Origin of the sequence: Actinomycetospora chiangmaiensis DSM 45062, from assembly GCF_000379625.1 — a bacterium.
Taxonomy (GTDB): domain Bacteria; phylum Actinomycetota; class Actinomycetes; order Mycobacteriales; family Pseudonocardiaceae; genus Actinomycetospora; species Actinomycetospora chiangmaiensis.
The window spans coordinates 456,249-476,775 of the sequence record NZ_KB903218.1 but is presented as its reverse complement, the minus strand read 5'-3'; the positions used below and the strand labels follow the sequence as shown (position 1 = coordinate 476,775).

At 74.6% G+C, this 20,527-nt stretch carries 16 protein-coding genes; 8 read left to right on the top strand and 8 right to left on the bottom strand.

The features are described from left to right. The first annotated feature begins 8 nt into the window (after window positions 1–8). A complete protein-coding gene (locus tag A3CO_RS0106930) occupies window positions 9–1,151 on the top strand; it encodes an LLM class flavin-dependent oxidoreductase (RefSeq protein ID WP_018331516.1) in 1,143 nt (380 codons plus the stop codon). 42 nt (window positions 1,152–1,193) lie between these two features. Here A3CO_RS0106930 and A3CO_RS0106925 read toward each other — a convergent pair whose 3' ends face one another. Continuing rightward, window positions 1,194–2,882 (bottom strand): DUF885 domain-containing protein, encoded by a 1,689-nt coding sequence (locus tag A3CO_RS0106925; RefSeq protein WP_026204354.1) that lies wholly within the window; start codon window positions 2,880–2,882, stop codon window positions 1,194–1,196. A gap of 55 nt (window positions 2,883–2,937) precedes the next feature. Between A3CO_RS0106925 and A3CO_RS37880 the strand changes: the two genes are divergently transcribed. Continuing rightward, entirely contained in the window at window positions 2,938–5,298 is a 2,361-nt protein-coding gene (locus tag A3CO_RS37880; protein WP_033413737.1) for a transketolase-like TK C-terminal-containing protein, read from the top strand. Window positions 5,299–5,356: 58 nt separating this feature from the next. On the opposite strand, the gene A3CO_RS0106915 is transcribed toward A3CO_RS37880, so the two are convergent. The 4 genes from A3CO_RS0106915 to A3CO_RS0106900 form a co-directional block, all read right to left on the bottom strand. Next, complete coding sequence (locus A3CO_RS0106915) at window positions 5,357–5,638, bottom strand: hypothetical protein (protein WP_018331513.1); 282 nt, start codon at window positions 5,636–5,638, stop codon at window positions 5,357–5,359. 23 nt (window positions 5,639–5,661) lie between these two features. Continuing rightward, a complete protein-coding gene (locus A3CO_RS0106910; RefSeq protein WP_018331512.1) occupies window positions 5,662–6,141 on the bottom strand; it encodes a (2Fe-2S)-binding protein in 480 nt (159 codons plus the stop codon). Window positions 6,142–6,154: 13 nt separating this feature from the next. Beyond that, window positions 6,155–8,512: a molybdopterin cofactor-binding domain-containing protein gene (locus tag A3CO_RS0106905; RefSeq protein ID WP_018331511.1), complete on the bottom strand. Its 2,358-nt coding sequence runs from the start codon at window positions 8,510–8,512 to the stop codon at window positions 6,155–6,157. 245 nt (window positions 8,513–8,757) lie between these two features. Next, window positions 8,758–10,518, bottom strand: a complete 1,761-nt coding sequence (locus A3CO_RS0106900; protein WP_018331510.1) for a pyruvate dehydrogenase — start codon at window positions 10,516–10,518, stop codon at window positions 8,758–8,760. 194 nt (window positions 10,519–10,712) lie between these two features. On the opposite strand from A3CO_RS0106900, the gene A3CO_RS0106895 reads away from it, so the two are divergent. Then, window positions 10,713–11,600: a permease gene (locus tag A3CO_RS0106895; protein ID WP_018331509.1), complete on the top strand. Its 888-nt coding sequence runs from the start codon at window positions 10,713–10,715 to the stop codon at window positions 11,598–11,600. Beyond that, complete coding sequence (locus A3CO_RS0106890) at window positions 11,597–12,388, top strand: TIGR03943 family putative permease subunit (protein WP_018331508.1); 792 nt, start codon at window positions 11,597–11,599, stop codon at window positions 12,386–12,388. Before A3CO_RS0106895 ends, A3CO_RS0106890 begins: the two co-directional genes overlap by 4 nt. 9 nt (window positions 12,389–12,397) lie before the next feature. Here A3CO_RS0106890 and A3CO_RS0106885 read toward each other — a convergent pair whose 3' ends face one another. Together A3CO_RS0106885 and A3CO_RS0106880 are read right to left on the bottom strand one after the other, a co-directional pair. Then, the gene (locus A3CO_RS0106885; RefSeq protein ID WP_018331507.1) at window positions 12,398–12,751 is read right to left on the bottom strand and encodes an STAS domain-containing protein; all 354 of its coding nucleotides are present in this window, start codon (window positions 12,749–12,751) and stop codon (window positions 12,398–12,400) included. A 110-nt stretch (window positions 12,752–12,861) separates the two neighbouring features. Then, on the bottom strand, window positions 12,862–13,536 hold the full coding sequence (locus A3CO_RS0106880; protein ID WP_018331506.1) for a hypothetical protein: 675 nt from the start codon (window positions 13,534–13,536) through the stop codon (window positions 12,862–12,864). A 173-nt stretch (window positions 13,537–13,709) separates the two neighbouring features. Between A3CO_RS0106880 and A3CO_RS0106875 the strand changes: the two genes are divergently transcribed. Continuing rightward, window positions 13,710–14,468, top strand: coding sequence for a hypothetical protein (locus A3CO_RS0106875; protein ID WP_018331505.1), 759 nt, complete (start codon window positions 13,710–13,712; stop codon window positions 14,466–14,468). Here the strand turns inward: A3CO_RS0106875 and A3CO_RS35415 are convergent. Then, complete coding sequence (locus tag A3CO_RS35415) at window positions 14,465–16,339, bottom strand: protein kinase domain-containing protein (protein WP_018331504.1); 1,875 nt, start codon at window positions 16,337–16,339, stop codon at window positions 14,465–14,467. The two genes, A3CO_RS0106875 and A3CO_RS35415, sit on opposite strands and share 4 nt — an antisense overlap. A gap of 210 nt (window positions 16,340–16,549) precedes the next feature. Here A3CO_RS35415 and A3CO_RS0106865 point away from each other — a divergent pair, with 210 nt between their 5' ends. Genes A3CO_RS0106865 through A3CO_RS0106855 form a run of 3 tightly spaced genes read left to right on the top strand, consistent with a single transcriptional unit; the run spans window position 16,550 to window position 20,489 of the window. Continuing rightward, window positions 16,550–16,831, top strand: coding sequence for a DUF1490 family protein (locus A3CO_RS0106865; RefSeq protein ID WP_018331503.1), 282 nt, complete (start codon window positions 16,550–16,552; stop codon window positions 16,829–16,831). A gap of 1 nt (window position 16,832) precedes the next feature. Beyond that, entirely contained in the window at window positions 16,833–19,085 is a 2,253-nt protein-coding gene (locus A3CO_RS0106860) for a heavy metal translocating P-type ATPase (RefSeq protein WP_051085858.1), read from the top strand. Between the two features lie 18 nt (window positions 19,086–19,103). Next, window positions 19,104–20,489 (top strand): YibE/F family protein, encoded by a 1,386-nt coding sequence (locus A3CO_RS0106855; RefSeq protein ID WP_018331501.1) that lies wholly within the window; start codon window positions 19,104–19,106, stop codon window positions 20,487–20,489. Window positions 20,490–20,527 lie beyond the last annotated feature (38 nt).

Here is a 20,527-nt window from a genome sequence, read left to right as displayed (position 1 = left end):
AGTCACCCATGGTCCAGACGATCACGTACGGCCGCGAGCAGACGCTGCCCCTGGAGCACACCCGCACCGGGCCGTCCATCTTCAACGACCAGAAGATGAAGCTCGGCCTGTTCGGGTCGAACTGTTCGGGCGGCCTGTGCATGACCGACGCCCCCACCACCTACGAGATCACCTGGGACCACACCAAGTCGATCGCGCAGAAGGCCGACCGCCTCGGCATGGAGGCGATGGTCCCGGTCGCCCGCTGGAAGGGCTTCGGCGGCAACGTCAACTTCAACGGCACCAACTTCGAGACGTTCACCTGGGCCGCCGGCATCGCCGAGGCCACCGAACAGATCACCGTCTTCACCACCACGCACATCCCGACGGTGCACCCGGTGGTCGCCGCGAACATGGCCGTCACCAACGACCACATCGCGCAGGGCCGGTTCGGGATGAACCTGGTGATGGGCTGGTTCACCCCGGAGATGGGGATGTTCAACCCCAAGCAGCTCGAGCACGACGAGCGCTACGTCTACGGCGGGGAGTGGATCGAGCTCGTCGAGCGCCTCTGGACCGCCGAGGGCGAGTTCGACTTCGACGGCACCTACTTCCAGGCGAAGGCGCTCGAGTCCGAGCCGAAGCCGGTCCAGGACCCGCGCCCGGTGCTCATCAACGCCGGCAACTCGAAGTCCGGCACCGACTTCTCCGCGAAGTACGTCGACATCAACTTCGCGTCGCTCGACATGGACGCGATGGCCGACTACACGAAGGAGATCAAGCGCAAGGCCCGCGAGGAGTACCAGCGGACGATCTCCACCATGACCTACGGCCTGATCGTCTGCCGCGACACCGAGGCCGAGGCCAAGCGCGACCACCAGCGCATCATCGACGAGGGCGACTGGCCGGGCGCTCGCAACCTCATGTCGATCATCGGCATGGAGTCGCAGTCGTTCAACGAGCAGATCGAGAAGTTCCAGGAGCGCTTCATCGCGGGCTGGGCGGGCCAGCCGCTGGTCGGCACGCCCGAGCAGGTCGTGGAGGGGTTCCAGCAGCTCTCCGACCACGGCATGGAGGGCATGATCATGGGCTTCCTCGACTACAACGAGGAGATCGACCAGTTCGGCGAGCAGGTCATGCCGCTCATGCGCGAGGCGGGTCTGCGTCACTGACGTGCCCTGAGCACTTTCCGTGGCCAGAGCCACGGAAAGTGCTCACAGGAGCGCCAGCTCACGGACGAGGTCGTCCAGGCCCAGCGACCCCTGGGCCAGGGCGCCCGCGTGCCAGGCGGGCAGGTCGAAGTCCGCGCCCGCCCGACGCCGGGCCTCGTCCCGCCCCGCCAGCCACGCGCGCTCGCCGAGCTTGTAGCCGATCGCCTGGCCCGGCCCGCCGAGGTAGCGGATGAGCTCGGAGTCCAGCATCTCGGTCGAGCGCCCGCTGTGTCGCCCGAAGAACTCGCGCGCCAGCTCCGGGGTCCACCGCTCCCCCGCCCCGACCGGCGAGTCGTCCGGGATCGGCAGCGACAGGTGCATGCCGAGGTCGATCACCACCCGGATCGCCCGCAGCATCTGCGCGTCGAGGTACCCGAGCCGCGAGCCCGGGTCGGCGTGGTGCCCGAGCTCGTCCATGAGGCGCTCCGCGTAGAGCGCCCAGCCCTCGACGTTCGCACTGACCGCGCCGGCCATCGAGGTCTGGAAGAGCGACAGCCGCTCGGCGTGCAGCGGCCACGACGCCAGCTGCAGGTGATGCCCCGGGACGCCCTCGTGGTACCAGGTCGAGTAGAGCCCCCACATCGGGTAGCGGTCGTCGGACGCGGCCGGGAGCCACGTCCGGCCCGGGCGGGCGAAGTCCATCGACGGAGGCGTGTAGTACGGCGCCGCGGCGCTCCCCACGGGCGCGAGCCGGGCCTCGACCCGCCGGATCGGCCCCGACAGGTCGAACTGCGACCCGTCCAGCGCGGCGATCGTCGCGTCCATGACCTCCTGCAGGTGCGCCACCGCGGCCTCACCCCCGGTGAGGACCTCGCCCGCGGTGTCCAGGTGCGCCATCGCCGTCGCCGCGTCGGCCCCGGGCAGCACCCGGTCCGCCTCGACGGCGATCTCGTCGCGCAGCCGCCGGAACTCCGACCAGCCCCAGGCGTACACCTCCTCGACGTCGAGGTCGGTGCCGTTCCAGTACCGCGCCGCGATCCGGTAGCGCTCGGCGCCCACCCCGTCCGGCGTGCCCTCGGCCGCGGGCAGGTACTCCTCGAGCAGCCAGTCCCGCAGCCCGGCGAGGGTCCCGGCGGCGGCCGCCGCGCCCCGGTCCAGCTCCTTCCGGACGGCGGGTCCGACCTCGGCGTCGCGCGCGAACGCCGAGAACCAGCCGCGCCCGCCGTCGTCGTCGAGCCAGGCCCGGAGCTGGGCCGCCACCCGGACGACCTGCCGCGGTGCCGCGAACAGGCCCCGTCGTCGACCCTCCTCCAGCGAGCGCCGGTAGCCCTCGAGGGCGGCCGGGACGCGCGCGGCGCGCCGGGCGACCGCGGCCCAGTCGTCCTCGGTCCCGGTCGGCATGAGCGTGAACGCCATGCGCACCCCGGCCGTCGGACCGAACAGCTCCTGGACCGTGCGCAGCGGCTCGCCCGACGCACTGTGCGCGAGCTCGGCCTCCAGCCGCTCGACCAGGAGCCGGGCGCAGCGGCGTTCGTCCGCGTCGGTCGGGGTGGGCAGCGCCGCGAGGCGGGCGAGCGTGCCGCGGCGGACCGCCTCGCCGGCGGCGATGCCGTCCGGCGAGAGGTCGGGCAGCTCGTCGAGGCGGTCGTTCCACCCGAGCTCACCCGCGAGGATCGGGTCGAGGTCGGCGAGGCGGCGGACGTGGTCGTCGGCGAGCTCGCGCACGGCGCGCTGCGGATCGGTCTCGGTCATCGCGGTGCAGTGTGCCCCGGTGCGGGCGGGGGCACAGAAGAGTGTGTCGACCACGATGCCCGCCCCCGCCAGCGAGCCCGGCGAGGCCGCCGACCTCGACACGTTGCGGGACGTCGAGAAGCGGGTCCTCTGGCTCTCGACCGCGATCGTCGACCACGCGAACCGTGTCCGGGAGTCCACCGGCGGCGTCAAGGTCGGCGGCCACCAGGCGTCCTCGGCGTCGATCGTCTCCATCATGACGGCGTTGTGGTTCGGCGTCCTGCGCCCCGAGGACCGGGTCTCGGTGAAGCCGCACGCGAGCCCGGTCCTGCACGCGATCAACCACCTCCTGGGGCGGCTCGACGCCCGCTACCTGACGACGTTGCGGCAGAAGGGCGGGCTGCAGTCCTACCCGTCGCGGTCGAAGGACCCCGACCCCGTCGACTACTCGACCGGGTCCGTCGGCATCGGCGCGACCGCCCCGATCTGGGGGGCCATCGCCCGCCGGTACGCCCACGGGCTCGGCACGCGGGCGGGCACCGGCCGGCAGTTCTCGCTGGTCGGCGACGCGGAGCTGGACGAGGGCGCGGTCTGGGAGGCGGTGCTCGACCCGATCGTCCGGGAGCTCGGCGAGGTCACGTGGATCGTCGACTTCAACCGTCAGTCGCTCGACCGCGTCGTCCCCGACATCTCCGTCACCCGGCTGCAGGGCCTGTTCGAGGCGGCCGGCTGGCAGGTCATCACCGTCAAGTACGGGCGGCTGCTCACCGACCTCTACGCCCGCGAGGGCGGGGACGCGCTGCGCCGTCGCATCGACACGATGTCGAACCCGGAGTACCAGCGCCTGCTGCGCTGCAGCGCCGCCGAGCTGCGGGAACGGTTGCCACAGGCCTCCGACGACTTTCCGGACGACGGGTCGCTGGTGGCGTCCCTGCTCGACGGGCTCGACGACGACGCGGTCCACGCCGCGATCCGCAACCTCGGCGGCCACGACCTCGGGGCGCTGCTCGACGCGTTCACGCGCATCGACGACACCCGCCCCACCGTGATCTTCGCCTACACGGTGAAGGGCTACGGCCTCGCCACCCAGGGTCACCCGCAGAACCACTCCTCGCTGCTCACCGAGGACCAGATGCGCGAGCTCGCCGCGTGGGCGGGCACCGACCTCGACGAGCCGTGGGCCGCGCTCTCCCCCGACTCCCCCGCCGCGCGCCTGTGTGCCGACACGGCGGAGCGGCTCACGCGGCCCGACGAGACCGACCGCCGCGGCTCCCGGCCGGCGAGCCAGGACCACGGGCCCGAGCTCCCCGAGATCCCCACCGACGTCGGACGCACCCCGTCGGGCACCGGCACCACCCAGCAGGCCCTGGGCCGCGCGCTGCTCGACCTCACCCGCTCGGCGCCGGAGGCCGCCGGACGGGTGGTGACGTGCTCGCCCGACGTCGCCTCGTCCACGAACCTCGGCGGCTGGTTGAACAAGGTCGGCTCGTGGTCGCCCCGGGAGCGGCGCGACTGGTTCGCCGACGACGCCGAGACGATCCTGCACTGGAAGGAACGGCCGACCGGGCGGCACATCGAGCTCGGGATCGCCGAGACCAACCTCGTCGGGCTGCTCGGCGAGCTCGGGGCGACCTGGTCACGCTGGGGCGAGCCGCTGCTGCCCATCGGCGTGCTCTACGACCCGTTCGTCGCCCGGGCGCTCGAGCCCTGGGCCTTCGGGATGTACGCGGGCGGGCAGTCGATCCTGGTCGGCACCCCGTCCGGCGTCTCGCTCGCACCCGAGGGCGGCGCCCACCAGTCGATCACCACGCCGTCGATCGGGCTGGAGCAGCCGGGCTGCACGGCGTTCGAGCCCGCGTTCGCCGTCGAGGTGGCGTGGTGCCTGCTCGACGGGCTGCGGCGCCTCGGCCGCCCCGACGGGTCGTCGACCTACCTGCGGCTCTCGACGCGGCCGGTCGACCAGTCGATCGCCGGGGTCCCCGAGGACCCGGCCGCCCGGGAACGGCGGCGCCGCCAGGTGGTGGGCGGCGGCTATCTGCTGCGCCGCGCCGAGCGCCGGCCGCAGGTGACGATCGCGGCGATGGGTGCCGTCGTCCCGCAGGCCCTGGAGGCCGCCGAGCGGCTGGACGCGCTCGGGCACCCGGCCGACGTCGTCGTCGTGACCAGCGGGGACCTGCTCTTCCGGGCCCTCGACACGGGCGACCGGGCCGTGCTCGACGCGGCGCTCCCGCCGGACCGCGCGGCGCCGCTGGTCACGGTGCTCGACGGGCACCCGCACACGCTGGCGTTCCTCGCGGGCGTGCACCGGGTGCGGGCGCGCCACCTGGGCGTGCGGACGTTCGGGCAGTCGTCCGACCTCGCCGACGCCTATGCCGTGCACGGCATCGACGCCGACGGGATCGTGTTCGCGGGGCTGGATGTGGCTGGCGCCATGTGAGCACTTTCCGTGGCGCCAGCCACGGAAAGTGCTCACGAGGCCGCAGGCCACCCGGCCTCTACTCGAACGGCCCGTTCTTGACGAGGCCGCCGGCCGGCCCCTCGGCGTACCGGTAGTCGGCGTTCGGCACGCGGGTGTCGGTGCCGTCGGCGGTGTCGGGGCGGTTGCCGTCGACGTTCGAGGCGTCCTTGCCCTGGGCGAGGAAGTCGGCGCCGAGGGCACTGACGGCGGAGGCGGCCTGGAGCGGGCTCTGGCTCTCGTCGGCCTGCGCCACGCCCGCGAGCAGCGGGAGGGTGGCGCCGGCCAGCCCGAGGGCGGCGAGCGGCTTGCGGAAGGACACGATTTCTCCCTGGTGTCTCGAGGTCACATCTTCTCCGCGCCGGCCTTGATGGCCTCGCGGATGCGGTTGTAGGTGCCGCAGCGACAGATGTTGCGCAGCTCCTCGATCGCGGCGTCGTCGACCTCGCGGCCCTCCGCCCGGCACTGCCGGACCTTGGCGACGGCCGCCATGATCTGGCCGGGCTGGCAGTAGCCGCACTGGGCGACGTCGTTGTCGATCCACGCCTGCTGCATCGGGTGCAGGCCGCCCCCCGCCTCGGTGGCGGCGAGGCCCTCGATGGTGGTGACCTCGTCGGTCGGCTTGATGGCGCCGACCGGGACCGAGCAGGGGTTGAACGCCTTGCCGTTGATGTGGCTGGTGCACGCCTTGCAGACGTTGATGCCGCAGCCGTACTTGGGGCCGGTGACGCCGAGCAGGTCGCGGATGACCCACAGCAGGCGGACGTCGTCCTCGACGTCGACGTTCACCGGCTCGCCGTTGAGCCTGAAGGTGTGGTTGGGCATGCGGAACTCCTCGTCAGAACGTGGTCTCGAGGCCGTTGGTCGGCGAGGGCGGGACGGGCGGCGACGTCGGGTAGGGCGTGAACGGCAGCGGGTCCTTGTGGTCCAGCGGGAAGTAGGTCGGCGTCTTCCCGGTGGCGCGCACGTAGGCGCAGGCGATCGCGCCGCACGTCGCGGCGATACCGAACTCGCCGACGCCGCCGGGCTCGGGCGCGTCGGAGTCCTCGACGACGATGATGTTCATCTCCGGCGGGGTGTTCCACTGCCGGGTGTAGAAGTAGTTGTCCCAGCTCGCCTCGACGAAGTGGCCGTCGGTGAGGTGCAGGCTCGAGGTCAGCGTCATCGCCAGGGCGTCGTTGATCCCGCCCATCATCTGGGCGCGGACGCCCCGGGGGTTGATGACGAGCCCGACGTCGACGACGTAGGTCACCTTGGTGACGCGCGGGCCGGTCCGGGCCTGGCGGATCTGCCGATTGACCGTCTCCGGGCGGCAGTCGAGCTCGACGACCGCGCAGGCCACGCCCTTGTACTCGACGTGCATGCCGATGCCCTGGGCGGTGCCGTCGGCCATCGACTTCCCCCAGTCGGCCTCCTTCGCGGCCCGGTCGACGACCTTCTTCCAGCGCTCGAGCTTCGTGAACTCGCTGCGGAACTCGTAGGGGTCCTTGCCCATCTGCGCGGCGATCCGGTCGACCATGAGCTCGCGGGCGGTGGCGACGTCCGGGGAGTAGATGTTGCGCATCGAGCTGGTGTTGAAGCGCATGTCGACCTCGCTGAGGAAGCGGGTCGACACCCCGACGTTGTAGGGCGTCACCTGGGTGGTCTCCCAGATGCTCTCGGAGACGGTCAGGTTGCCGCCGGGCGCCTTCTGCGCGGACGCGGTGATCGCCTCGGAGAGACCGGGGTTGGTCTCGGTGGCGACGCTGGTGTGCCGGATCTCGAAGCTCGCGACGGCGTCGCCGACGACGTTGGCGCGGACGCGGGTGGTGGCCATCGGGTGGACGCGGCCCTGGCGCGAGTCGTCGGCGCGGGTCCACATCAGCTTGACCGGCTTGCCCATGGCCTTCGAGACCTCGGCCGCCTCGAGGGCGGCGTCGTAGAAGAGCTTGCGGCCGAACGAGCCGCCGCCCTCCATCACGTGGAAGGTGACCGCGTTCTGCGGGATCCCGAGCTTGCGCGCGATGTCGTTCTGCGCGGCGATGGGGCTCTTGGCCGGGCCCCAGATCGTCGCGCTGTTCGCCCGGACGTCGGCGATGGCGCAGTTCGTCTCCAGCGAGGAGTTGCTGCGGAAGTAGAAGACGGTGTCGCTCTCGAGCGTCGTCCCGACGCCCTTCGGCACCGCGAGCGGCAGCTCGGCGGCACGGAGCTTGCGCAGCACCGACTCGTCGTCCGCGCCGGGGACGGTGCCGGCGGCCCAGCGGACCTCGAGCGCGTCGACCGCGTCGATGGCCTGCCCGTAGGTCTTCGCCCGCACCGCCACACCACTGCCGACCTTCACGACGTCGGTGACCCCGGGCATGGCCCGGACCGCGTCGAGGTTGCCCACCGAGCGCGGGAACCCGTTGAGGTCGGGCGCCCGGCAGATCACCGTCGGCAGCGCGTCGGGGATCCTCAGGTCGGTCGTGAACTTCTTCTTCCCCGTGACCATGGCGAGCGCGTCGGACTTCGTCCGGTTCTTCCCGATGACGGTGAACTTCTCGCGCTGCTTGAGCACGACGTTCGCGGCCTCGGTGACCGGCGCCGCCGCCTTCGCGGTGAGGTCGCCGAAGGGCAGGGACCTCCCGTTCGGGCCGGTGATGAGGCCCTGGCGGCTGGTGAGGACCGAGACGTCCTGGTCGAGCTCGTTCGCGGCGGCCCCCAGGAGGCGGCCCTGCGCGAGTGCCGCCGCGACCCGGATCGGCGTGTAGGTGCTGAACGTGGTGCTCGACCCACCGGTGAGCTGGTTGAACACCAGCTCGGGGCGGGCGTCGGCGAGGGTGACCACCACCTGGTCGGGGTCGAGGTTCATCTCCTCGGCGATGATCATCTGGGTCGAGGTGATGATGCCCTGCCCGTTGTCCGAGCGGGGCAGGGCGAAGGAGACCGTGCCGTCCTTGTTCACCTTGACGGTGATGAGGTTGGCGGTGGGCCGGGCGCTGTCGCGGATGACGTCGAGCAGGTCGTAGAGCTCGGCGGGCTGCGGGGCCGAGGGCAGGGCCACGGCCGAGGCGTCCGGCACGGAGTCCACGAGCGTCTGCCGCCCGATCTCGGCGGCGGTGACCAGCACCGGCGCCGCGACCAGGAGCCCGAGGAAGCTGCGACGCTTCACGTCCGCGCGGTGCGCGGGTTCGGCGGTCGGTCGCGAGCGCGTGGTGGTCGCTCGGTGAGTGGGCATCGTCGTCCCTCCCGACAGCGTCCGAACGGCTCATGGGGGGAGCGGCCGTCCGGACGAGGACTGTGTTGAGGGCCTCAACGAAGTGACGTTTTAACGGTCACGCGACGTTCCGGCGACGGACGGTTGAAAGTCCGACGACGGAACGTCGTTCTCGCAGGTCAACGGACCTGAAACAGACGTGAAACTTTGTTGCTAGCTCGATCGGGTGATGCGGCGTGTCGGGGCTCGACACGCGGAGGGGCTGACTAGCGCAACGGGTGCCGCGGGATGGAGCGCAGGTTCGACCGGGCGAGCTGGACCATCTTCCCGACGCCGCCCGCGAGCACCGTGCGCATGCCCGCGAGGGCGAACCCGCGGACCTGCTCGGCGGTGATGTGCGGCGGGATGGAGAGGGCGTCGGGGTCGGTGCGCACGTCGACCAGGGACGGACCCCGGTGGTCGAGGGCGGCCCGGAGCGCCGCGCGCAGCTCGCCCGGGCGCTCCACCGTCACCGCGTGCAGCCCGGCGGCCGCGGCGATCGCCCCGAGGTCGGCGGGGCCGTGGTCGGTCTGGAAGGACGGGAACCCGGCCACCATCATCTCCAGCCGGATCATGCCCAGCGCGCCGTTGTTGAACGCGACCACCGTGAGGTCCAGGTCGTGCTCGGCCGCGGTCAGCAGCTCCCCGAGCAGCATCGTCAGCCCGCCGTCGCCGGACATCGACACGACCTGGCGGCCCGGGTGCGACACCGCCGCGCCGATCGCGTGCGGCAGCGCGTTGGCCATGGTCCCGTGGCGGAACGACCCGAGGATGCGGCGCCGGCCCGTCGGGGTGATGTACCGGGCGGCCCACACGTTGCACATGCCGGTGTCGACCGTGACCACCGCGTCGTCGGCGAGCTCGTCGTCGAGGACGTCGGCCACGTACTCGGGGTGGATCGGGGTGTGCTCGGCGACCTTCGAGGTGTAGGCGTCCACGACGTGCTCCAGGGCGTCGGCGTGGTGGCGCAGCATCTCGTCGAGGAACGTCCGGTCGGTCTTCGCGGTGATCAGCGGCAGGAGCATCCGGAGGGTCTCCCCCACGTCGCCCTCGACGCCGAGATCGAGCACGCTCCGCCGCCCGAGGTGCCGGCCGTCCGCGTCGACCTGCACCGTGCGGGCCTGCGGCAGGAACCCGTCGTACGGGAAGTCGGTGCCGAGCAGCACCAGCAGGTCCGCCTCGTGGGAGGCCTCGTAGCAGGCGCCGTAGCCGAGCAGTCCGCTCATCCCGACGTCGTACGGGTTGTCGTACTGGATCCACTCCTTGCCGCCCAGCGAGTGCCCGACCGGCGCCTTCACCTTCTCCGCGAGGGCCAGGACCTCCTCCCGGGCGTCCCGCGCCCCGGCCCCCACGAACAGCGTGACCCGGCCCGCCCGGTTCACGTGCTCGGCGAGCGCCTCGACACGGTCCAGGGCCGGCACGACCACCGACGACGGCGCGACGAGATCGCCCGTCCCGGTCACGTGCGCGACCGGCTCGGCCGTGACGTCCCCCGGGACGACCATGACCGCGACCCCGCGGTCGGCGAGCGCCGTCTGGATCGCGACCCGCTGCAGCCGCGGCAACTGCTCCGGCCGGGAGATGAGCTCGCACCAGCTCGAGGCCTCGAGGAAGAGACGCTCGGGGTGGGTCTCCTGGAAGTAGGTGGTCCCGATCTGCGTCGACGGGATGTGCGAGGCGATCGCCAGCACCGGCGCGCCCGACCGGTGGGCGTCGTACAGCCCCTGGATCAGGTGCGTGTTGCCCGGCCCGCAGCTGCCGGCGCACACCGCGAGCGTGCCGGTGAGCTGCGCCTCCGCCGCCGCGGCGAGGGCGCCCGCCTCCTCGTTGTGCACGTGGATCCAGTCGATCCCGCCCTGCGCCGCGCCGCCGGAGCGGCGGACGGCGTCGACGATCGGGTTCAGGCTGTCGCCCACGAGCCCGTAGATGCGCCGGACGCCGGCCTGCACCAGCACCTCGATCATCTGGTCGGCGACGGTGCGTGCCATGGCGTGGTCCTCCGGGTGCCTCGGGTGGTGCCTCGGGTGTCCGCCCCGGTGATGCCCGGGCGCCGCGCCCGGCACGCCCGTCCTAGGCTGATCGGGCCGTCTCGCCCGGAAGGAGGAACCCGATCTCACGCTCCGTAGGAACGTCCGGCCCGGCACCCCTCGGGCTGCTCCTCGTCCTCTCGGCCCTCGTCCTCGTGCTGGTCGGGCCGGAGGTGTTCGCCGTCGGCGTCGGGACCGCGCCCACGTGGCAGACCTGGTCGACCGTCTTCGTCGCGATCGTCCTGCAGGCCCTGCCCTACCTCGCGCTCGGCGTCGTCGTCGGCGCGGTCGTGACGGTGCTCGTGCCCGACCGGGCGCTGCGGGCCGTCGTCCCGGCGAACCCGACGGCCGCGGTCCCGGTGGCCGCCGTCGCGGGCGCGGCCCTGCCCGGCTGCGAGTGCGGGTCGGTGCCACTGGCCGCGCGCCTGGTCGACCGCGGCGTCCGGCCGTCGGCGGCGCTGGCGTTCATGCTCTCCTCCCCCGCGGTGAACCCGGTGGTCCTGGTGGCGACCGCGGTCGCGTTCCCCGGGCAGCCGCGCATGGTCCTGGCCCGGGCGATCGCCTCCCTCGTCGTCGCGACGGTCGTCGGGTGGCTGTGGACCCGCCTGGGGCGGCCCCTCCCGGTGCGCCGCGGGACCCACCACCACGACGACGGCGTGCTCGGCGTCGTGACGCACGACCTGCTGCACGCGGGTGGCTTCCTCGTCGTCGGCGCCGCGTGCGCGGCGACGCTGAACGTGGCCGTCCCCCCGACCTGGGTGGGCGCCGTGGCGGGGGTCCCGCTGCTCTCCGTGGTCGTGCTCGGGCTGCTCGCCGTGCTGCTGGCGGTGTGCTCCGAGGCCGACGCCTTCGTCGTCGCGAGCCTGACGGCGTTCTCCGACACCGCGAAGCTCGCCTTCCTCGTCGTGGGCCCGGCGATCGACGTGAAGCTGGCCGCCATGCAGGCGGGGACCTTCGGGCCCCCGGTCGCGGCCCGGCTCGGGCCGCTGACCTTCGTCGTCGCCATCGCGACCACGCTCGTCGTCGGGACCCTGCTGCTGTGAGGCGCGACCTCGGCGCGGGACTGCTGGCCGTCGTCGGTCTGGTGCTGGCCGTCTCGACGCTGACCGGCGGCTACCTCGACTACGTCCGGCCCTCGCACCGGTGGTGGTTGCTGGCGACGGCGGTCCTGCTGCTGGTCGCCGGAGCGGCCGGCCTGGTCGGCTGGGCGCGGCGGCCCGACCGTCCCGACCGTCCCGGCGGTCACGACGACGGGCGCCGCGCGGCCCGACTCCACACCCACGGGCCGTTGGCGGCCGCCCCGGCGGAGATCGCGGCCGCGCGGGAGGCGGACCGCGACCGCGGTCAGGGCGCCGGGCACCGACCCGCCGTCGGGTGGTTGCTCGTGGTCCCGGTTCTGCTGGTGCTCCTCGTCCCGGCGAGCCCGCTGGGCAGTTGGGCCGCCGCCCGGCAGGGGCCGACGGTGCCGGCGACGACGGCGAGGTCGGGCCCGCTGCCGCCCGCGGGCCCGGTGGAGCTGGCGGTCCCGGACTACGCCGTGCGCGCCGCCTACGACGCGGGTCGCGGGATCGCCGACCGGGACGTCGCCCTCGTCGGCTTCGTCACCCCGGCCGACGACGGCGGGTGGTACGTCACGCGGACCGCGATCAGCTGCTGCGCGGCGGACGCCCGCAGTTACCTGGTCGCGGTCGACGGCCCACCGGCCCCCGCCCGCGACACCTGGGTGCGGGTGGTCGGACGGTGGACGCCGGCCGTGACGCCGGGCACCGCCCGCCTCCGGGTGACCACGGTGACACCGGTGCCGGCGCCCGCCTCGCCCTACGTCACCTGACGGGTGCGCCTACCCCGCGGCCGGGCGGCGGGAATCGGCGTAGACCGCGAACAGCTGCTCGAGCGGCACCTGCTCCCAGTCCGGCGCCACGTCGGGGTGCAGGCCACGCAGCCGGCACGCGAGCCCCCGGGCGTGCCTGGCCGCCCGGAACCGGCACAGCCGGGCCAGGGCGAGCGAGGAGTCGCACCACGCCTCGGACACGTCGACGACGATCGCCTGGGGCACCGGGGCGAGCGCGACGAGGAGCGCCTCCAGCCGCTCGCGGGCGGGTCGGTCGAGGTCACCGATGAGCTCGACGACGACGGTCGGGCCGGTCGGGCCGGACGGGTCGGTCGGGTCGGTCGGGAAGGCGCGAGACGCCATGGGTCCCCCCACGGGAGCATCGGGGTGTCGCACGGCGTCGGACGTGAACCGCAGGACGAGAAGGTTCGACCGTGCACCAGGGATTCGTCCCGGGTCCACGTCCGGCGAGGTCAGGCCGCGACGCCCAGAGCCGACCCGACAGAGCGAGCGACCCCGCGGAGCTGGTCGGTCGGCTTCTGCTGCTCCCCGGCCTGGGCGTTGAGCACCACGAGCGCCCCGGTGAGCGCGGGGACGACCAGCTGCAGCACGTGCAGCTGGCGCTGCGCCTGCGCGGCCCCGATCGGCAGGGACTCGGCGGCGGCGCTCATCGCCTGGCCCGCCCGCTTGTCGGCCTCCTGCACGGCCTGGGCGGCGCCGCCGCGCCCCTCCTGCGTGGTGCCGCGGTCGAGGTGCGTGGTGGTGCTCGAGGAGATGCCGGGCGAGTCATGGATGACCGCGTCCTCGACCTTCTTGCCCACCACCCGCGTGTAGGCGGTCACGCCCAGCGCGGCGCCGGTGAGGACGAGCTTGGCGATCGTCGTCCCGGCGGCACCCTTCTGGGCCGCGGCCCGCTTGCGGTTCGCCGCGAGCAGCCCGGCGCCGCCGACGAGGTGGGCGCCGATGAGCGCGGTGTTGACCGGGCTCCACTTCGCCCAGCCGATGCTCGTGATGCGGGCGGTGGTGCGCTGCTGGTCGGCTTCCTCGGCCGCGGCGTTCAGGCCGGCGACGCCGAAGAGCGAGCCGCCGAACCAGGCCGCCAGGCCGATGTCGTGGAGGGCGCGGAAGCCGGTGTCGCGAGTGCTCATGCAGGTGCTCCTGGGGACGGAGAGGCGCCTCCCTCGCTGTTGTGCGGGGGCGCAGGATCGTCCGCCGCCCTCGATGTGGACCGCGGTGGCCGGTGATGCCCCGCGTGGCCACATCGCGAATCGTCGTCCTGTCGCCGCCCGACCGGCCGCCCGATCCGGCACCATCGTCGGCGATGACGAGCGGAGCGGAACGGACCGGGATCGTGCTCCGGCTGCCGGGCCTCGGCCCGGAGGCGGTGCCGCTCGACCACGCCCTCGCCGCGGTGGTCGGCTACGCCCGGGGCCGCCGGTGGCTGCGCTTCCGCTCGCCGGGCCGCCCCGAGGGCCGCTGGGTGCAGGTGCCGGCCTACGGCTGGGCACGGTTCGACGCCCGTCCGGGCAGCACCGGCCTCGACGCGGACGTCCTCGTCGCCGAGGGGCTCCACGGCCGCCTCGACCGCAGCGGCTGGCACGAGGTGCACGACGCGCTGGTCCGCGTCGGGCCGCTCGTCGACGCGGCCTGCTCCCGGGCCGCCGGACGGCCGTTCCACGCCCTGCCCGCCGCGGAGTTCTCGGTGCTGGACGAGCCAGGGACGGTGGGCGCGCTGCTGCGCCGCCTCGGGGACGACGCCGGTCCGCACGCCGGCCACGTCCTCGCCGCCCTGCACCACCGGCACCCGGGCCTCGTCCCGCACCTCACGCCCACCACCCGCCGCGCGCTGCTCCCCCACGTCGAGGAGGGCGACAGCGGCGTCGAGGCCGTGGTGGCCCGGGAACTGCGCGCCAACGACGAGGCGTTCGCCGCACTGGCGGCCGCCGTCGCCGCCGTGCTCGACGACGCCCGGCCCGGGCCCCTGCGCCTGCACGACGTGCTGCTCTGGCTCACCACGACGCTGCGGTTCGCCCACGCCGTCGAGTGCGGGCGGCCCGTCCTCGCGGCCGCCCGGGGCTAGAGGGCGGCGACCGGCGACACCCGCAGCTGCGGTGTCGCGATCGGGCCCGAGCAGGCCTTCCCCGCCCGCGGCAGCGTCGCCGGGGCCGACGTGCCCGGAGCCCGGACGCGCAGCCCGGAGACGTCGACGGCGGCGCAGGTCGTCGCGTCAAACTCCGTCACCGGCGCGATCCGCAGCGTCGCGGCGACGGACCCGCCGGGGGCGAGCGTGAGAGCGGGCCCACGCGTCCCGGCCCGGGTCGCGGGGTCGCCGACGGTCCTCCCGCCCGCCACGAACGACACCGCGGGGAACCCCCGCACCGTGCACGCCGTGTCGCCGCGGTTGGTGAACAGGATGCGCACCGTCGCGCCCGCCCCGGACAGCGAGGACACGACGCTGCGACACGCCGCGGGCGGTGCCGGCACAGCCGGCGCGCCGGGGGCCGGGGCGGGCGCCGGGATCTGCGGGAGCGGGGCGTCGCCACCGTCGGGGGCGCCCGGCGCGGTGCCCGGGGTCACGTCCGTCGGGTCGGTCGGCTCGGCGGGGTCGGCCACGACGGGCTCCGTCCCCGGCGCGACGGCGGGCGCGGGCGCCGGCGCGGCGGGCGCCGCGACGACGGGGGCGGCGGGCGCCGGGTCGGGCACCCGGGCGCTCAGCGGCGAGGAGTCACCCGTCAGCACGACACCCCCGACCACTCCGCCGGCCAGCACGAGCACGGCCGCGGCGCCGAGCAGACCGCGACGCAGCGAGCCGGTCCGGGCCGAGGTCCCGACGGGGCTCGCGGGCGGCGTCGGGGCGACGACGGCGAGCGGGACGGCGGCCCGCGACGGTGCGGCGTCGCCGGTACGGGGCGCCGGCAGTGACGTACGGCCGTCACCGCAGGCGGCGGGGCCGGGCACGACGACGGTCGGGCCGATCACGACCGACGAGCGCGACGGCCCCTCGGCCGCCACCGCCACACGCACGGCCGACGTCTCCCCGTCGGGTCCCGGGGTCGGTGCGAGCGCACGGAGGCGGGTCCGGGCGGCCTCGGCGGAGGGACGGTCGACCGGGGCGGCGGCGGTCATGGCCACGAGCAGGTCCCGCAGCTCGTCGGGCAGCCCGGGCGGGACCACCGGGTCACGGTGCAGCCGGGCGACCGAGGACTCGACCGGCCCGCCGGGGAACTCGCGGCGCCCGGTGCGGCACTCGAGCAGCACGAGCCCCAGGGCGTAGACGTCGGCCGGGGACCCGACGTCGTCCCCGCGCACCTGCTCGGGCGCCAGGTAGGCGGCGGTGCCGGTGACCTGCCCGTGGGCGGTCGTCGCGGTGGCCACGGCGGCGACGCCGAAGTCGGCGAGCACGGGGTGGACCCGCCCCGGCCCGTGGTCGTCCGGGTCGTCCGGGTCGTCGTCGTGCGCGTCGTCCGCCGGGTCGAGCAGGATGTTCGCGGGCTTCACGTCGCGGTGGACGATGCCCAGCGCGTGCACGTGGGCGAGGGCGGCCAGCATCTCGACGGCGAGCCCCACCACCACCGCGGTCGGCAGCGGTCCGGCCGCCAGGGTGTCCGCCAGCGAGCCGCCGGTGACGAGCCGCGTCACGAGGAAGACGCGGTCGCCGGTCTCGCCGACGTCGAACACGTCGAGCACCCCGGGGTGCGAGACCTGGGCCGCCGCCTGCAGCTCACGGCGCACCGCGGCGGAGTCGAGGGTCCCGACGCCGGGTGCGAAGAGCTTCACCGCCACCTCGCGCTGCAGGAGGCGGTCCTGGGCGCGGTAGACCGTCGCGGTCGCCCCGCGGCCGAGCCGCGCGCCGAGCTCGAAACGGTCGCCGACGACCGCGGGGGCCGCGCCGTCGTCGAGGGTGACGACCGTACCCGCGCCGTCGGAGGTCCCGTGCTCGCCGTCCGCCACCCCGAGATCGTGACGGACGCCATCCGATCGAGGTCAGCCACCCCCCGATCGGGCGCACGCCGTCGTCACTCCCGTGGTGAGATGGGACCGACAATCATGACCGACAAGGGTCGTGATCTCGGTCCCGACCTGCGGATGTGCCCGTGAGGTGGACCAGCGTCGGCCGGCAATTCACGGCGGTCGACACGGAGCGGGCGAGGAGACGACGGCATGGTGGCGTGGGGTGCGCTGGCGGCGAGGGCGGCCGGAGCGGTGGCGAGCGGCGTGGCCGGGGTCGCCGTCGTCGAGGGCGTGAAGAAGCTCTCCGGCGGCCGTGCGGTGCACGAGTCCGCGGTCGCCGTCACCACGATCGGCCTGAAGGTGTCGCGCGCCGCGGAGGCCGGCGCCGAGCGGGTCCGGCTGAACACCGCCGACGTCGTCGCCGAGGCCCGCGAGCGGCTGGGCGAGCAGGCGCCGCCGCCCGGTGCCGCCGAGCACGACCACGAGCACTGACGTGGGCGCTGCCGTGCGGCACCTGCACCCGGTTCCCGACGACGGGTCCGGCCTCCGGGTCGTCTCCGACGCGGCGGGGCGGGTGCGGTTCGACGCCCCGGACCTGCGGGCCGCGATCGGGCTCGCCGTCGCGGTCGAGGAGGCGCTCGACGGCGTCGACGGCGTGCGCCAGGTCCACGCGTTTCCGCGCACCGGCGCGCTGGTCGTCTGGTACGACCGGGCGCGCTGCTCGGTGGCCGCGATCCGCGAGACCTACCGCGACGTGACCGTCGTGACCCCGCACGACGAGCCCGCGACCCGGCTGCCGCGCTCCGCCGAGGTGGGCAACGGCGACCTCCTGCGGATGGCCGTCGGCGGCATCGCCCTGCTGCTGCTCGGCGGACGCCGCTGGGTGTTGCGCCGGCCCCCAATGCTCGGCCCGACGAGCCGCACCGTCGCCACCGGGATCACGATCTTCACCGGCTACCCCTTCCTGCGCGGTGCCCTGCGCGCCCTCGTCGGCGGGCGCGGAGCGGGCACCGACGCCCTCGTCTCGGCCGCCACGGTGGCCTCGCTGGTGCTGCGCGAGAACGTCGTCGCGCTGACGGTGCTGTGGCTGCTCAACATCGGCGAGTACCTGCAGGACCTCACGCTGCGCCGCAGCCGGCGGGCCATCTCCGACCTGCTCACCGGGGCCCGGACCACGACGTGGATGCGCGTCGCCCCGGCCGGGGCGAGCGCAGCGACGGGGGACGGGACGAGCGCCGCGGGCGAGGCCGCCGAGGTCGAGGTGCCGATCGACCGGGTGCGCGTCGGCGACGAGATCGTCGTCCACGAGCACGTGGTGCTCCCGGTCGACGGCGTGGTGGTCGAGGCCGCGGGCGAGGGCTGCCTCGTCGACCAGGCCGCCATCACCGGGGAGAACCTGCCCGTCACCGCCGAGGTCGGCGACGAACTGCACGCCGGGTCGGTGCTCCTGCGGGGCCGGCTCGTGGTCCGCGCGACCGCGGTCGGCAGCGACACCGCCGTCGGGCGGATCATCGAGCGCGTCGAGGCGGCGCAGTCCGACCGGGCCCCGATCCAGACCGTCGGCGAGAACTTCTCCCGCCGCTTCGTCCCGCTGTCCTTCGCGCTCTCCGCCGCGACCCTGCTCGTCACCCGCGACGTCCGCCGGGCCATGACGATGCTGCTGGTCGCCTGCCCCTGCGCGGTCGGGCTCTCCACCCCGACCGCGATCAGCGCGGCGATCGGCAACGGCGCCCGGCGCGGCATCCTCATCAAGGGCGGCTCGCACCTCGAGGCGGCCGGCCGGGTGGACGCGGTGGTGCTCGACAAGACCGGCACCCTCACGTCGGGACGACCCGTCGTCACGAACGTCGTCTCCTTCCACGACGACTACGCCCCGGAGCAGGTCCTCGCCCTCGCGGCCTCGTCGGAGATTCACTCGCGGCACCCGCTCGCGCAGGCCGTCATCCGGTCGACCGAGGAGCGGCGGATCGAGATCCCGCCGCACGAGGAGTGCGAGGTGCTCCTCGGGCAGGGCATGCGGGTGCAGGCCGACGGCCGCACGCTGCTGCTGGGCTCGCGGGCCCTGTTCCGGGAGCAGAAGGTCCGCGTCTCGCGCCAGGCCTCGGACTGGGTCCGCCGCCTGCAGCGCCAGGCCGAGACCCCGCTGCTGCTCGCGGTCGACGGCACGCTCATCGGGCTGATCAGCCTGCGCGACACCGTCCGGCCCGAGGCCGTCGAGGTCCTCGAGGCACTCCGGGCCGACGGCGTCCGCCGGATCGTCATGCTCTCCGGGGACCACCCCGACGTCGCCGCGGCCGTCGCCGCCGAGCTCGGCATCGACGAGTGGCGCGCCGAGGTGATGCCCGAGGACAAGCAGGACGCGGTCCGCGCGCTGCAGGCCGAGGGCCACACGGTCGCGATGGTCGGCGACGGCAGCAACGACGCCCCGGCCCTCGCGCTCGCCGACCTCGGCATCGCGATGGGGGTCGCCGGCACCGACGTGGCCGTGGAGACCGCCGACGTCGCCCTGGCCGGCGACCGGCTCACCGCGCTGCTGGACCTGCGCGACCTCGGCCGCCGCGGCGTCGGCGTGATCCGGCAGAACTACGGCATGTCGATCGCGGTCAACGCCGTCGGGCTGGTCGTCTCCGCCGGCGGAGCGCTCTCCCCCGTCGTCGCCGCGATCCTGCACAACGCGTCGTCGGTGGCCGTCGTCGCGAACTCCTCGCGCCTGATCCGGTACCAGCTCGAGCCCGCCGGGACGTAGCGGACACACTGGACGCCGATGGACATCGACGACCCGGTGACGGCGCCGATCCCGGCCTCCCCCGGACACCCCCGCGCGCCGGGACGGAGCGGGAGTGCCGCTCGTTCGGGGGCGCGGTCCCGGTCCCGACGCCGGGTCGCGCCCGCCGGGCACGCGGGGCACGCGTGGCACGGCCACGGCCCCGCCCCCGCGGTCGGCCGCACCGTCCGGCGGCTGTTGGCGGCGCTGCTCGTGCCGTGCGGGCTCGCCGTCGCCGTCGGGCTGGTGCTGCTCGCGCCGTCGCCGTCGGAGTACCGGGCGGTGCTCGACGGCAGTCACGCCGCCGCGGCGGGGACCAGCAGCGGGGCGGTCGCCGCGATGGCCACCCAGCCGCTCGACGGCACGATCGTGCGCGCGGGCGCGGAGGCCGACTGCTCCGACCCGACACTCGCGGTCACCGAGGCCGGCACCGGGTGCCATCCGCTGCAGGTCCGGCTCGACGAGGGCCCGGCGTCGGGGCGGACGATCGGGACGCTCCTGCCGGGCGGGCCCGCGACGCCGCACTTCGTCGACGGCGACGCGGTGGTGCTGGCCTGGTCCGGCGGCGACCCGGCCGACGCGTCGGGCTACCAGGTGGTCGACCGGCAGCGCGGCGGCCCGCTCCTGCTCCTCGCCGGGGTCTTCGCCCTCGCGGTCGTGCTGCTCGGGCGCCGGCAGGGGCTCGCCGCGCTCGGCGCCCTCGGCATCACGCTGCTCGTGCTGGGCCTGTTCGTGCTCCCCGCGCTGCTCACGGGTGCGGCGCCGGTGCCGGTCGCGCTCGTCGCGTCGGGCCTGATCGTCGCCGTGGTGTTCCCGACGATCCACGGGTTCTCCGCGCGGACCGCGACCGCCGCCCTCGGCACGGTGGTGTCCCTCGGGGTGATCGGGGTGCTCGCCCTGGTCTTCGGCGGCCTCACCCGGCTGACCGGGCTCGACGAACCCTCCACCGAGCTCCTCGGCGTCCTCGGGGCCGGGATCGACGCGCGCGGCCTGCTGCTCGCCGGGCTGATCATCGGCGCCCTCGGTGTCCTCGACGACGTCACCGTCACCCAGACCTCGACCGTGTGGGAGCTCCACCGCGCCGACCCGTCGTCGGGAACGCGGGAGCTCCACGCGGCCGCGATGCGCGTGGGCCGCGACCACGTGGCGTCGGCGGTGAACACGCTCGTGCTCGCCTACGCCGGCGCTGCGTTGCCGCTCCTGCTGCTGTTCACCCTCTCCGGCCGCGGGCTCGGTGATCTACTCACCGCCGAGGACGTCGCCCAGGAGGTGCTGCGGACGCTCGTCGGGTCGATCGGCATCGTCGCGGCGGTGCCGGTGACGACACTCGTCGCGGCGGTCGTCGCCCGCTCCGGGTCCGACCGTCGCCCGCCCGCCACGGCGTGAGGGAACCCTCGGGCGCTCTCGTGGTGCGAGGGTTCCCC

Excerpts from the sequence above, each read along its gene's own strand:
- A3CO_RS0106880 (WP_018331506.1), bottom strand. The coding sequence starts at position 13,536 with ATGAGCACTCGCGACACCGGCTTCCGCGCCCTCCACGACATCGGCCTG.
- A3CO_RS0106930 (WP_018331516.1), top strand. The coding sequence starts at position 9 with ATGGTCCAGACGATCACGTACGGCCGCGAGCAGACGCTGCCCCTGGAG.
- A3CO_RS0106910 (WP_018331512.1), bottom strand. The coding sequence starts at position 6,141 with ATGCCCAACCACACCTTCAGGCTCAACGGCGAGCCGGTGAACGTCGAC.
- A3CO_RS0106885 (WP_018331507.1), bottom strand. The coding sequence starts at position 12,751 with ATGGCGTCTCGCGCCTTCCCGACCGACCCGACCGACCCGTCCGGCCCG.
- A3CO_RS37880 (WP_033413737.1), top strand. The coding sequence starts at position 2,938 with ATGCCCGCCCCCGCCAGCGAGCCCGGCGAGGCCGCCGACCTCGACACG.
- A3CO_RS0106865 (WP_018331503.1), top strand. The coding sequence starts at position 16,550 with ATGGTGGCGTGGGGTGCGCTGGCGGCGAGGGCGGCCGGAGCGGTGGCG.
- A3CO_RS0106900 (WP_018331510.1), bottom strand. The coding sequence starts at position 10,518 with ATGGCACGCACCGTCGCCGACCAGATGATCGAGGTGCTGGTGCAGGCC.
- A3CO_RS0106925 (WP_026204354.1), bottom strand. The coding sequence starts at position 2,882 with ATGACCGAGACCGATCCGCAGCGCGCCGTGCGCGAGCTCGCCGACGAC.
- A3CO_RS0106855 (WP_018331501.1), top strand. The coding sequence starts at position 19,104 with ATGGACATCGACGACCCGGTGACGGCGCCGATCCCGGCCTCCCCCGGA.
- A3CO_RS0106875 (WP_018331505.1), top strand. The coding sequence starts at position 13,710 with ATGACGAGCGGAGCGGAACGGACCGGGATCGTGCTCCGGCTGCCGGGC.
- A3CO_RS0106905 (WP_018331511.1), bottom strand. The coding sequence starts at position 8,512 with ATGCCCACTCACCGAGCGACCACCACGCGCTCGCGACCGACCGCCGAA.